This is a genomic window from Paenibacillus sp. S-12 (genome assembly GCF_030363895.1).
Taxonomy (GTDB): Bacteria; Bacillota; Bacilli; order Paenibacillales; family Paenibacillaceae; genus Paenibacillus_B; species Paenibacillus_B alvei.
Window position 1 is genome coordinate 18,715 of sequence record NZ_JASIUF010000025.1, and the last position, 11,589, is coordinate 30,303.

The 11,589-nt window shown below is 49.1% G+C and carries 12 protein-coding genes; all 12 read left to right on the forward strand.

What is annotated here, in order from left to right; translation table 11 throughout:
* Positions 1-116 precede the first annotated feature (116 nt).
* The 12 genes from hisB (at position 117) to NO352_RS22765 (ending at position 11,431) form a co-directional block, all read left to right on the forward strand.
* Positions 117-725, forward strand: a complete 609-nt coding sequence (gene hisB / locus NO352_RS22710) for an imidazoleglycerol-phosphate dehydratase HisB (RefSeq protein WP_005545759.1) — start codon at positions 117-119, stop codon at positions 723-725.
* Positions 726-728: 3 nt separating this feature from the next.
* A complete protein-coding gene (hisH, locus tag NO352_RS22715; protein WP_268599518.1) occupies positions 729-1,367 on the forward strand; it encodes an imidazole glycerol phosphate synthase subunit HisH in 639 nt (212 codons plus the stop codon).
* 46 nt (positions 1,368-1,413) lie between these two features.
* Positions 1,414-2,157, forward strand: a complete 744-nt coding sequence (hisA, locus tag NO352_RS22720) for a 1-(5-phosphoribosyl)-5-[(5-phosphoribosylamino)methylideneamino]imidazole-4-carboxamide isomerase (protein WP_005545763.1) — start codon at positions 1,414-1,416, stop codon at positions 2,155-2,157.
* Between the two features lie 20 nt (positions 2,158-2,177).
* Positions 2,178-2,936, forward strand: a complete 759-nt coding sequence (hisF, locus tag NO352_RS22725) for an imidazole glycerol phosphate synthase subunit HisF (RefSeq protein WP_289356826.1) — start codon at positions 2,178-2,180, stop codon at positions 2,934-2,936.
* A complete protein-coding gene (hisIE, locus tag NO352_RS22730; RefSeq protein ID WP_289356827.1) occupies positions 2,933-3,643 on the forward strand; it encodes a bifunctional phosphoribosyl-AMP cyclohydrolase/phosphoribosyl-ATP diphosphatase HisIE in 711 nt (236 codons plus the stop codon). Before hisF ends, hisIE begins: the two co-directional genes overlap by 4 nt.
* A gap of 405 nt (positions 3,644-4,048) precedes the next feature.
* Entirely contained in the window at positions 4,049-5,860 is a 1,812-nt protein-coding gene (locus NO352_RS22735) for a tetratricopeptide repeat protein (protein ID WP_289356828.1), read from the forward strand.
* Positions 5,861-5,899: 39 nt separating this feature from the next.
* Positions 5,900-6,865, forward strand: coding sequence for a thioredoxin-disulfide reductase (trxB, locus tag NO352_RS22740; protein ID WP_005545771.1), 966 nt, complete (start codon positions 5,900-5,902; stop codon positions 6,863-6,865).
* Positions 6,866-7,229: 364 nt separating this feature from the next.
* Positions 7,230-8,180: an ROK family glucokinase gene (locus NO352_RS22745; RefSeq protein ID WP_005545773.1), complete on the forward strand. Its 951-nt coding sequence runs from the start codon at positions 7,230-7,232 to the stop codon at positions 8,178-8,180.
* A 30-nt stretch (positions 8,181-8,210) separates the two neighbouring features.
* The gene (rapZ, locus tag NO352_RS22750) at positions 8,211-9,107 is read left to right on the forward strand and encodes an RNase adapter RapZ (protein WP_163979413.1); all 897 of its coding nucleotides are present in this window, start codon (positions 8,211-8,213) and stop codon (positions 9,105-9,107) included.
* Positions 9,108-9,119: 12 nt separating this feature from the next.
* Complete coding sequence (locus tag NO352_RS22755; RefSeq protein WP_005545777.1) at positions 9,120-10,106, forward strand: gluconeogenesis factor YvcK family protein; 987 nt, start codon at positions 9,120-9,122, stop codon at positions 10,104-10,106.
* A 6-nt stretch (positions 10,107-10,112) separates the two neighbouring features.
* Positions 10,113-11,045, forward strand: a complete 933-nt coding sequence (whiA, locus tag NO352_RS22760; protein WP_163979415.1) for a DNA-binding protein WhiA — start codon at positions 10,113-10,115, stop codon at positions 11,043-11,045.
* 119 nt (positions 11,046-11,164) lie between these two features.
* On the forward strand, positions 11,165-11,431 hold the full coding sequence (locus tag NO352_RS22765) for an HPr family phosphocarrier protein (RefSeq protein WP_005545782.1): 267 nt from the start codon (positions 11,165-11,167) through the stop codon (positions 11,429-11,431).
* Positions 11,432-11,589 lie beyond the last annotated feature (158 nt).

The following is an 11,589-nucleotide window of genomic DNA, read 5'->3' on the forward strand; positions in this document are numbered from 1 at the left end:
GAAGACACCTTTGGCGGTGTGAAATGATGCTGTAAATCAGCAATCTCACATTGAACGGAAATATTCCTCGATATAAAAATGGAGCGAGAATCCTCAGTAGAAGGGTGGAAATTCTGATGGTACAGGAAGCGATCAATTGTGCACGTCAAGCGGATATTGACCGCAAGACGAACGAGACTAACATTCAATTGTCATTTTCAATTGATGGAACCGGAAAAAGCGAGCTGGATACTGGCGTTCCTTTCCTAACTCATATGCTCGATTTGTTTGCAAAGCACGGTCATTTCGACTTGAAGGTTAATGCCAAGGGCGATATTGAAATCGATGATCATCACACGGTAGAGGATATTGGCATTTGTCTTGGCCATGCCTTGAGAGAGGCGTTGGGTGATAAGTCCGGAATTCGGCGTTATGCCTCTGTGTTTATCCCGATGGATGAAGCATTGGCTCAAGTGGTGATAGATGTGAGCAACCGTCCGCATTTTGAATATAGAGCCTCTTATCCTTCCGTACAAGTGGGCACATTCTCTACAGAACTTGTACAAGAGTTTTTGTGGAAGCTAGCGCTGGAGGCAAGAATCACCCTCCATGTCATCGTTCATTATGGTCAGAATACGCATCACATGATCGAGGCGGTATTCAAGGCGCTTGGACGGGCGCTCGATGAAGCAACGTCGATTGATCCACGTGTACAAGGCATCCCTTCTACAAAAGGAGTGCTGTAGCTCATGATCGCCATAGTCGATTATGGGATGGGGAATTTGCATAGTGTCAGCAAGGCTGTAGAGCGATTGGGATATGAGTTCATCCTGACAAATTCCCGTGAGGATTTGCTTACAGCAGCGGGTGTCATTTTGCCGGGTGTAGGCGCATACGGAGACGCCATGCTGGCGCTGCGGGCTAGTGGATTAATCCCCACTCTGCACGAGATCGTGGAGAGTGGCAAGCCGATGCTCGGTATCTGCCTAGGGATGCAGTTGCTGTTCGAAGGAAGCGATGAACATGGCTATCATGAGGGATTGGGCATGCTGCCAGGCCGTGCAGTACGCTTCGAGGGCGGCTCCTATAAGGTTCCGCATATGGGCTGGAATGAGCTGCGCTGGAAGCAGGCAGCATATTTGCATCCATTTGCTGAGGGGATAGAAGAAGGTCACGTATATTTCGTGCACTCTTATCGCGTCGTTGCGGAGGAGCGTACAGATGTGCTTGCTACGTGCAGTTATGGGGGCGTAGAGGTAACGGCTATTGTAGGTCGAGGCTCCTTGTATGGTATGCAGTTTCATCCGGAAAAAAGCGGTGCGTTAGGACAGTGTCTATTGGGGAGATTTTTAGCACTGACTGGGGTGGACAGGAAATCTGCAACATAAGTGACAAGGCAGCAATGAAGAACGATGGGAAAGGAAGGCGAGACAGATGGCGGCGTTCACGATATATCCAGCAATTGATATTCGCGGGGGAAAGTGTGTCCGACTTGTACAAGGGGACTATGGACAGGAAACAGTCTATGATGAGCAGCCAGTAGAGGTAGCAAAGCGTTGGGAAGCGAATGGAGCATCTTGGATTCATGTGGTGGATTTGGACGGAGCGAAGGAAGGACGGCCGATGAATGCACAGTTGGTTGGCGAAATTGCACGGACAGTATCGGTTCCGATTCAGGTTGGAGGCGGCTTGCGTACGCTTGAGGATATTGAACTGTTGCTTGATACGGGTGTACCGAGGGTCATACTGGGTACAGCGGCGATAGAGGATCGCGATTTCGTCGAAGCGGCACTTGGAAAGTATGGAGAACGCATAGCGATCGGTATTGATGCTCGCAATGGATTTGTTGCCACACGCGGGTGGTTGGAGACGTCGGAAGTGAAAGCGGATATACTGGCTGCTGAATTGGCTGCGGTAGGAGCGAAGACGTTCATTTTTACGGACATCTCACGAGACGGCATGATGAAGGGCCCGAATGTCGAGGCAATTGTACAGCTGGCGAAGGCATCAGGACAGCAGGTAATTGCTTCAGGCGGTGTGAGCGGCATGGATGATATCCGTGCACTATCAGCGTATGCGGCAGATGGTGTAGCAGGGGCGATTATTGGCAAGGCACTTTATACAGGCGGTATTGATTTAACTGAGGCGGTACGGCTGGGAGCAGCCGAGCGAAGCTAATACGGACGGGGGCGACTGCGATGTTGGCGAAGCGTGTAATTCCTTGTCTGGATGTAAAGGATGGCCGTGTTGTAAAAGGAGTAAATTTTGTTCAATTGCGTGATGCTGGAGATCCGGTAGAACTGGCTGCTCTGTATGATCGGGAAGGTGCGGATGAGCTGGTGTTCTTGGACATTTCCGCAACTGTCGAGGGCAGGGCGACGATGGTGGAGGTAGTACGTCAGACCGCAGGAGAGATCTCCATCCCCTTCACAGTAGGTGGCGGCATTTCCTCTGTCGAGGATATGATGCGCATGCTTCGTGCAGGTGCGGATAAGATTGGCATAAATACAGCGGCAGTCAAAAAGCCGAGTTTGATAGCAGATGGAGCTCGGCGATTCGGATCGCAATGTATCGTTGTTGCCATTGATGCTAAGTACAATATAGCTTGGGGCGAGTGGGAAGTGTATATCGATGGTGGCCGTACACCGACTGGCTTGCGTACAGTCGCTTGGGCTCAAGAGGTAGAGCGGCTAGGAGCAGGAGAGCTGCTGTTAACGAGTATGGACGCGGATGGAACGAAGGATGGCTTCGATATTGCCTTGACGCGTGCGGTATCTGATGCGGTCGGCATTCCCGTTATCGCTTCAGGCGGTGCAGGCAGCGCGGGTGATTTTGTAGAGGCATTTACTGAAGGGCATGCAGATGCAGCGCTTGCGGCGTCAATTTTCCACTATAAAGAGGTGTCGATTTCGGGGGTGAAGGCATCGCTTCAGGCAGAGGGGGTACATGTACGATGACTCAACAGGTAATGGCAGCTGGTGAACGCTTGGCAAATCTGATTCGTTGGAATGATTGTGGACTTGTTCCGACTGTCGTGCAGGACTCAGAAACGAAGGATGTTCTAATGGTAGCGTATATGAATCGGGAATCCTTGCTTTTGTCGTGCAAGACGGGGGAAACCATATTTTGGAGTCGTTCCCGTCAGGAACTGTGGCATAAGGGAGCAACATCAGGCAATACGCAGCAAATTGTATCCATGTCTGTGGATTGCGATCAGGACACGCTTCTTGTTCAGGTGAGATCCAAAGGGCCGGCTTGCCATACCGGAAGCCGAACTTGCTTCGATAATGCTCAGAAGATAACTGCGGTACCAGAAGCAGATAAAACAGCGCCTGCGGGCGTTTCAGTATTATCAGCACTGGAGAACCTTCTCGCACAAAGGCAGCTTGAACGGCCAGAAGGATCATACACCACTTATTTATTCGAGAAAGGCCTCGATAAAATATTGAAGAAGATTGGCGAGGAAGCAACGGAGGTTGTCATCGCAGCGAAGAGTGGGGACAAGACGGAAATGGTCGGTGAAATTGGTGACCTGCTGTTCCATGTGCTTGTGCTGCTCCGGGAGCGCGATATCGCGCTAGCAGATGTATTATCCGAATTAGAAATACGGCACAGTGGGCCAAGACGAGATACGTATAATGAGCAGGGGAAAGTAAAATCGTGAATAACAGGCTGGATTTGGAATGGCGGGCGTTGTGATGTGTGTTCTGTGAAGAGCGCGCAGTGCAGTGTCTGCTTTTTGTTTGTGATCGAATCAATTCGGTTACTATCCATTATAAGGGTTTATTGATTGCCGGAAACAAAGATTTGAGTTATAATAAGATGAGAATAATTATTAAATAAAAATAAACATCTGATTGCTGATGTCATTCAGATGTGCTCCTTCTTGTCCCTTCAGCCTTTGCGAGGTTGTGGGGCATATGGCGGCTTAGACCTGCTATTGCGACGGAATGAAGGGATCAAAACGACTCCTTTTAAAGTCTTCGCGAAAGGGATGCGGGAAATGAGCTCCATTATGGTATACTGATGGGTATGTGTACAGTATATAGTGTCAGGAGGGGCCTTGGCGATGGCAGAACAGAATAAGGTGGTTATGTTCCCAATGGACGCTGCTGCGTTCTCTGAACGTGCAGTACAATCGTTGGAACGGCTGCACTACGACAAGGCGTTGACATATTTTCGTAAGGCGGTGGAATTCGAACCGGACAACCCTATTTTGCATTGCAACTTAGCAGGAACTCTTGCAGAAGCGGGCCAGTTCGAAGAGTCAAACGATACATTGCACCACATCTTGCATAAACTCGATCCGAACATGAACGAATGCTACTACTATATGGCGAATAACTTTGCATATATGGAACAGTTCGAACAGTCGGAGGCGATGCTGGAAACGTATTTGTCCCGAGATCTTACGGGGATGTATGCGGAGGAAGCGGAAGAAATGCTCGAAATGATCCGTTTCGAGGCCAATAAGCAATCCTCATCACAGCACCGAGGTGGGCAGAATGTGAGGGCAAAAACGTCAGCAGCGAAGCTGCCGTCAGCGCTGAGCGACGAAGAGATGGGAGTCTCCGAGCAGGCAGAGGATAACCATGCAGAAGCACGCTTGCTTCTGGAGGCGGGTCGATTCGTCGAGGCAGAGAAATTGTTGAAGCAGGTTGTAGAGTCGGATCCAGATTATTTGGCAGCACGGAACAACCTAGCGTTAGTTTATTATTATATGGGGCAGTTCGATGAAGCTCGGAAGGCGCTTGATGCCGTGCTTGAGAGAGATCAGGGGAATTTGCACGCTCTGTGTAACCTCGCGATATTCGAACGCCACGCAGGCAATGAAGCTGTAGTCCAACAGCTGATTGCGATGATTAGCAAGGTTCAGCCCTTCTATCGGGAGCATCTGTTCAAGATTGCGACCACGATGGGGATGCTGGATGAACATGAACTTGCCTATCGGCATTTGCGGCGTTTAGTAGCGGGCAATATGCTGCGAGAAGCAAGCATTTATCATTATGCGGCCGTAGCGGCTTGCCGTTTAGGTCGATATGAGGAAGCGTCGCGCTGGTGGGCAGTATGCCGCAGACTCGATCCTGAATCAGGCATCGCAACTTACTATATGGAGCGATTGCAGCAGCGTGATCAAGGCGACATTGATCCTATGCCAACCTACCATTATCGTTTGCCTTATGAGGAGGCAAGCCGTAGGGCTGCTGCTAAGGCTGCATCCCAGGATAGCGGGCGCTCTGGAAGATCAAAGAGTGGTGGGAATTGGGAGCAGCAGTTGAAGAAAGATCCGCTAGTACGTGCTTCCTTGTTTTGGGCGCTGCGGTTTGGCGAACCAGATGTGAAGCTTCAAGCGCTGCAGGCAATGAGTATGCTTGGTGACGATGAGGCAAATGATGCGCTGTGCTCTATGCTGTTGGATCCTGAACAGGATGCCTATTTGAAGCAGGTGGCAGTCTATGTTCTCCGTATGCACGGAGTGGAAGGGCCCATTGAAGTAGAGTGGAAGGGTGAGCACATCCAAGTTCACCACAATCATATTGCGAATCGTCTGCCGGTGTGGGAAGCGCAGTGGCAGCAGGTGCTTGATATATTGCGCGAGTCCATGAGGGAGCGTTATGATCTGTTCCATATGCATGATGCAGAGACGCTCTGGGTGGAGTTTATTACGCGTCTATATCCCGATGAAGTACCCCGTATTGGCAAGGCGGCAAGCTGGGCAGCGGCAATTGAATTCATCATTGCGAAAATGCTGCGTCGAGAGATATCCTATCAGGTTGCAGCAGAGCAATATGGCGTATCAGCAGCTACGGTTGCCAAGCATGTGAAACGAATGGAAGACACATGTCAGGTAGAAGCTAAAATCAAGCAATCCTTTACATGAAGATAAAGTTAAAACTTGATCATAAGGGAGGCCAACCCCATGGAGAACAAAGTATATAAATCAGTTGTTATCGGTACAGGACCAGCAGGATATACAGCAGCTATTTACTTGGCGCGTGCCAACATGAATCCGCTTGTGATCGAGGGACCTCAACCAGGCGGGCAGTTAACGACAACTACAGAAGTTGAGAACTTCCCTGGATTTCCTGAAGGCATTCAGGGCCCTGAATTGATGGACAATATGCGCAAGCAGGCTGAGCGCTTCGGCACAGAGTTCAAGACAGGTTGGGTAAACAGCGTTGATGTATCTAGCCGTCCCTTCAAGCTTCAAGTGGAAGGCGTAGGCGAAATTGTTACGGAAACGTTGATTGTCGCAACTGGCGCATCCGCAAAATACCTGAACATCCCAGGTGAACAAGAAAACCTGGGCAAAGGGGTTAGCGCATGTGCGACTTGCGACGGATTCTTCTTCCGAGGGAAGAAAATTATCGTTGTCGGGGGCGGAGACTCCGCAATGGAGGAAGCGAACTTCTTAACTCGCTTCGCATCCGAGCTTACATTGGTTCACCGTCGTGATGAGCTTCGCGCTTCGAAGATTATGCAAGATCGCGCGAAGAACAACGAGAAGATCAAATGGGGATTGAACCGTACTCCAATCGAGGTCATTTCCACAGGTATGGGTGTAACGGGCTTGAAGGTGAAGAATAACGAAACAGGCGAAGAAGAAGTTTTGGAGACGGACGGCTTGTTCGTAGCCATCGGTCATAAGCCAAATACGGATTTCCTGAAGGGTCACATCGACTTGGATGAGCAAGGTTATGTCATCGTGAAGCCAGGTTCAACGGAAACGAGCGTTCCAGGTGTATTTGCCGCTGGCGACGTGCATGATACGAAGTACCGTCAGGCAATTACAGCAGCAGGCTCTGGCTGCCAAGCCGCTTTGGACTGTGAGAAATTCCTCGAAGGCCATATTACACAGGACTGGAGCCAGTCTTTGAATAAATAATGTGCTGACCTCCAGTTAAGCACGTCTTCGATAGGAATAAAACACTGGAAAATGAAGGTGTAGTGCTGTTGGAGATATAGCTAGAAGTGTACTCACTTTTCGGAAAGTTGGGAGCCTGCGGGCTCCCTCTTTTCTTTCGAATAATCGGGCAGATATTCATGCGGAACAGAGGAGAAACGAGCCTGCGGGCGAGCATTGGATTGTATGGATCAATTGGGTTGTCAGAAGGAGTGGTAAGCACTTCTGGCGCGGCCTGACAACGTTTTACTAGAGGTTCCGTTCTCTTGACCTGACTAGTGGGTTCGCGTATAGTGGGTACTGAAAGTACCATAATTCGATTACGTATATAAAAGGTGGATGACGCATGTCTGAGCAGATCTACGTGGGTGTCGATTTGGGCGGTACGGCCATTAAAGTTGGAATCTGTGATGCAGAAGGCAAGCTTTTGCATACATTTGAGGGTCCAACTGAAGTAGCTAAGGGTCCGGATACTGTCATGGATAATATCGAAAAATATGTTCGTCTCATCGTGGAACAATCTCCTTACGATTGGAGCCAAGTGGCTGGTGTTGGCGCGGGAGTCGCAGGATTTACGAATGTAAAGGAAGGCATTATTATTTTGGCGCCCAACGTAGGATTCAAGGATGTGCCGATCCGTTCCATATTGGAAGAACGTCTAGGCAAGCCAGTTAAAATTGACAATGATGCAAATGTTGCCGCACTTGGCGAGGTGTGGAGCGGCGCAGGCAAGGGTATTGACCACTGTGTTTGCTACACGCTAGGAACGGGTGTCGGCGGAGGCATCATTATTAATGGAAGAATTGTACAAGGATTCTCAGGTCTTGCAGGAGAGCTTGGCCATATGGCGGTTATCCCGGATCTGGAGGCTATCCAATGCGGCTGCGGCAAGATGGGCTGCTTGGAAACAGTATCTTCTGCTACTGGTATCATTCGTATGGCCAATGATGCAGTTGAACGTGGGGATCGTACTTCCTTATCCCTTGTAGAGAGTATCACAGCAAAGGATGTATTTGACGCTGCGAAGGCAGGGGACGAGGTCGCAGTTCGCATCGTATCCCGTGCAGCTTATTACTTAGGTAAAGCAATGGCTGCTGTAGCAGTGACGCTGAATCCAGAGCGTTTCATAATTGGTGGAGGCGTATCGAAGGCAGGGGAATTCCTGTTTGAGCAGATTCGTGAAACATTCATGAAATTAACACCTGACCCGGTTACGCGCGGCGTATCCATCGTGCCAGCAGAGCTAGGCAATGATGCCGGTATGATCGGTGCGGCAGGCTTGTTCTTGCGTTCGTAGCCGAATCTTGTAAGGAGGAGAGGACGAACGATGATGGAATCATCAGAGATGACAGCTTTAGCAAAGCTGGTTATCATTACGGGAATGTCTGGTGCTGGGAAGACAATTGCGGTTCAAAGCTTGGAGGATCTCGGATTTTTCTGCGTGGATAATTTGCCACCAGTACTTATACCGAAGTTTGCTGAACTCATCGAGCAGTCCAAGGGCAAGATCGGCAAGGTAGCCCTTGTCATTGATTTGCGCGGAAGGGAATTTTTCACGGCTTTATCGGAATCGATTAATTATATTCGTGATCACTTTACCATCCATTGTGAAATATTGTTCTTGGATGCAACGGATTCTGTTCTCGTTCGCCGTTATAAGGAGAGCCGTCGTCGTCATCCTCTCAATCCAGGCGGCATGCCGCTTGAGGGAATTAAGCAGGAACGCACTCTGCTGGAAGATTTGAAGGGTTGGGCGACACAAGTCATTGATACGAGCAATTTGAAGCCCGTGCAGCTGAAGGAACGAATTGCGGCTAGATTCACGCACGCCGATCAGAACGTGATGTCGGTGAATGTGACATCGTTCGGCTTTAAATATGGCGTGCCAATTGACGCGGATCTTATTTTTGACGTACGCTTTTTGCCAAATCCGCATTATGTGGAGCAACTTCGCCCGAGAACTGGACAGGATATTGAAGTATACGATTATGTCATGAAATGGCCTGAAACACAGGCCTTCCTTACTAAATTGCTTGATTTGCTGAACTTTCTCATGCCGCAGTATCGCAAGGAAGGGAAAGGTCAGGTCATCATCGGCATCGGATGCACAGGCGGCAAGCACCGATCAGTGGCTATTGCAGAATATTTAGGTCGTACAATTGGTGCGAGTGACACGGAGGTTGTTCGTGTCAGTCACCGTGATGCTGAGAGAGATCGGCATTAGTGGAGGGGCGTTATGACATGTAAAGATGAAGAGCGAGTTCACCCGCGTATTGTGGTTATGGGCGGCGGCACAGGGCTGTCGGTCATGCTGCGTGGGTTGAAGGAAAAGCCGCTCGATATTACCGCAATCGTTACCGTGGCGGATGATGGAGGCAGCTCCGGCATATTGCGCAGCGAGCTGCAAATGCCCCCGCCAGGAGATATACGCAGTGTGCTGACAGCGTTGGCAGATGTGGAGCCCTCGCTGTCAGAGATGTTGAAATACCGCTTCAAGAATGGGTCTGGATTGGCAGGACATAGTTTGGGTAACTTGATCCTAGCAGCAATGACTGACATTACCGGCGACTTTGTGGCAGGTATACGGGAATTAAGCCGCGTACTTGCGGTTCGAGGCCGCGTGCTGCCAGCAGCGAATCAGGCAGTTGTCCTTAAGGCAGAGATGGAAGATGGGTCGATTGTATCCGGTGAATCTTCCATTCCTCAAGCGGGGCAGCGTATTAAACGTGTTTTTTTAGAACCGGAACAGGTGGATGCGTTGCCTGAGGCCGTGGAGGCGCTCCGTCAGGCGGATGCAATTTTGATTGGCCCAGGCAGTCTTTATACCAGCATAATCCCAACACTGCTCGTACCAAAGCTGGCCCAGGCGGTGTTAGAATCTAATGCGGTGAAAATATTTGTATGCAATGTGATGACCCAACCGGGAGAAACGGATAATTATTCGGTCGGTGATCATTTAGAGGCTGTACAGTTGCATGTCGGCAGTCAGCTGTTCGATTATGTGATCGTGAATAACGGTGAAATCCCGCCTCAAGTTCAGGATAAATATGCCGAGCAGGGCGCGAAGGCCGTACATTTAGATATGGAAGAAGTGACGAAGCGCGGCTATCAAGTAATTGCAGATTCTTTAGTGCTGTTCCGCACCTATCTGCGACATGACGCAGATAAGCTTAGTCATCATATTTATCAGCTTGTGGAAAATTGGATGATACGAAAGAGGTGAGCCGCAATGTCTTTTGCAGCACAGACAAAAAAAGAATTAACGATGATCGAATCCGAGTCGTGCTGTGAGAAGGCGGAACTGTCTGCATTAATGCGCATGAACGGTTCTGTGCAGCTCTCGTCCAACCGCAAGGTAATATTGGACATTTCTACAGAGAATGCTGCGATCGCCCGCCGCATTTATACACTTGTCAAAACGTATTTTCAAGTTCATACAGAGCTGCTTGTCCGCAAAAAGATGCGCCTGAAAAAGAACAACGTGTACATTGTACGCATTCCGACGCGTGTGCAGGAGATTTTACGTGATTTGCACATTGTATCGGAAGGTTTTTTATTCACGGACGGCATAAATGAGCAAATCGTTGAAAATAACTGCTGCAAACGTGCGTATTTGCGTGGGGCGTTCATGGCAGGTGGATCGGTGAATAATCCAGAGGGATCATCATATCACTTGGAAATATCCTCGATGTACGAGGAGCATTGCCGCGCATTGGTTGAATTAGCGAATGAGTTCCAGCTGAATGCCCGATTCATTGAACGTAAAAAAGGCTTTGTCCTGTACATTAAAGAGGGCGAAAAAATCATCGAATTCCTCAATATCATTGGTGCCCACCAAGCACTGTTCAAGTTTGAGGATGTCCGTATTATGCGGGATATGCGCAACTCAGTGAATCGGATCGTCAATTGCGAAACGGCTAACCTGAATAAGACGATTGGTGCAGCCGTTCGTCAAATCGAGAATATTCGTTATCTGGAGAGGCATCTTGGATTAGAGAAACTACCGGATAAGCTAAGGGAAGTAGCGGAGGTCAGATTGGCACACCCGGATATTAACCTGAAGGAAGTAGGCGAGCTTCTGAGTGGTAAAGTAAGTAAATCTGGTGTCAATCATCGACTGCGCAAGATAGATGAGATGGCTGAACGATTGCGCAACGGATAGCGAGATAAACTTTATTCCTCGCTTGAAATCGTTTATAATGCTAATATGTGATGAAATAGAGCAAATTAGCGTAAATTTGAGTAATGTAAACTACATGGAATATAGGGGGTATGATTCGCATGGCTCAACAACCAATTGTCGTACGTTTGAAGACTGGACTGCACGCAAGACCTGCAGCCTTGTTCGTTCAAGAAGCGAATAAATATTCTTCGGATATCTTCGTTGAAAAAGAAGATAAGAAAGTTAATGCTAAGAGCATCATGGGTATTATGAGTCTCGCAATCAGCACCGGCACGTCGATTACCATTACTGCGGATGGCGCGGACGCCGATCAGGCTGTAAGCGCTTTAGTCGGGCTTGTAAGCAAAGAAGAATTGGACAGCTAAATCAATAGCTGATGAATTGTCCATTCCATTGTGGAAGCAGCGGAGCTGTGACTGATACCAAGAGAAGAGCCGTTCAGGCTCTTTTTTTATTATGGGCTTTAGCCCGTTGAGTGCGTGAACCGCACGAAACAAAAAACCACCCGCTATGCGGGTGGAGG

What these genes read in the sequence shown, in the direction of transcription:
- hisB (WP_005545759.1), top strand. Translation starts at nt 117, where the DNA reads ATGGTACAGGAAGCGATCAATTGTGCACGTCAAGCGGATATTGACCGC.
- hisH (WP_268599518.1), top strand. Translation starts at nt 729, where the DNA reads ATGATCGCCATAGTCGATTATGGGATGGGGAATTTGCATAGTGTCAGC.
- hisA (WP_005545763.1), top strand. Translation starts at nt 1,414, where the DNA reads ATGGCGGCGTTCACGATATATCCAGCAATTGATATTCGCGGGGGAAAG.
- hisF (WP_289356826.1), top strand. Translation starts at nt 2,178, where the DNA reads ATGTTGGCGAAGCGTGTAATTCCTTGTCTGGATGTAAAGGATGGCCGT.
- hisIE (WP_289356827.1), top strand. Translation starts at nt 2,933, where the DNA reads ATGACTCAACAGGTAATGGCAGCTGGTGAACGCTTGGCAAATCTGATT.
- NO352_RS22735 (WP_289356828.1), top strand. Translation starts at nt 4,049, where the DNA reads ATGGCAGAACAGAATAAGGTGGTTATGTTCCCAATGGACGCTGCTGCG.
- trxB (WP_005545771.1), top strand. Translation starts at nt 5,900, where the DNA reads ATGGAGAACAAAGTATATAAATCAGTTGTTATCGGTACAGGACCAGCA.
- NO352_RS22745 (WP_005545773.1), top strand. Translation starts at nt 7,230, where the DNA reads ATGTCTGAGCAGATCTACGTGGGTGTCGATTTGGGCGGTACGGCCATT.
- rapZ (WP_163979413.1), top strand. Translation starts at nt 8,211, where the DNA reads ATGATGGAATCATCAGAGATGACAGCTTTAGCAAAGCTGGTTATCATT.
- NO352_RS22755 (WP_005545777.1), top strand. Translation starts at nt 9,120, where the DNA reads ATGACATGTAAAGATGAAGAGCGAGTTCACCCGCGTATTGTGGTTATG.
- whiA (WP_163979415.1), top strand. Translation starts at nt 10,113, where the DNA reads ATGTCTTTTGCAGCACAGACAAAAAAAGAATTAACGATGATCGAATCC.
- NO352_RS22765 (WP_005545782.1), top strand. Translation starts at nt 11,165, where the DNA reads ATGGCTCAACAACCAATTGTCGTACGTTTGAAGACTGGACTGCACGCA.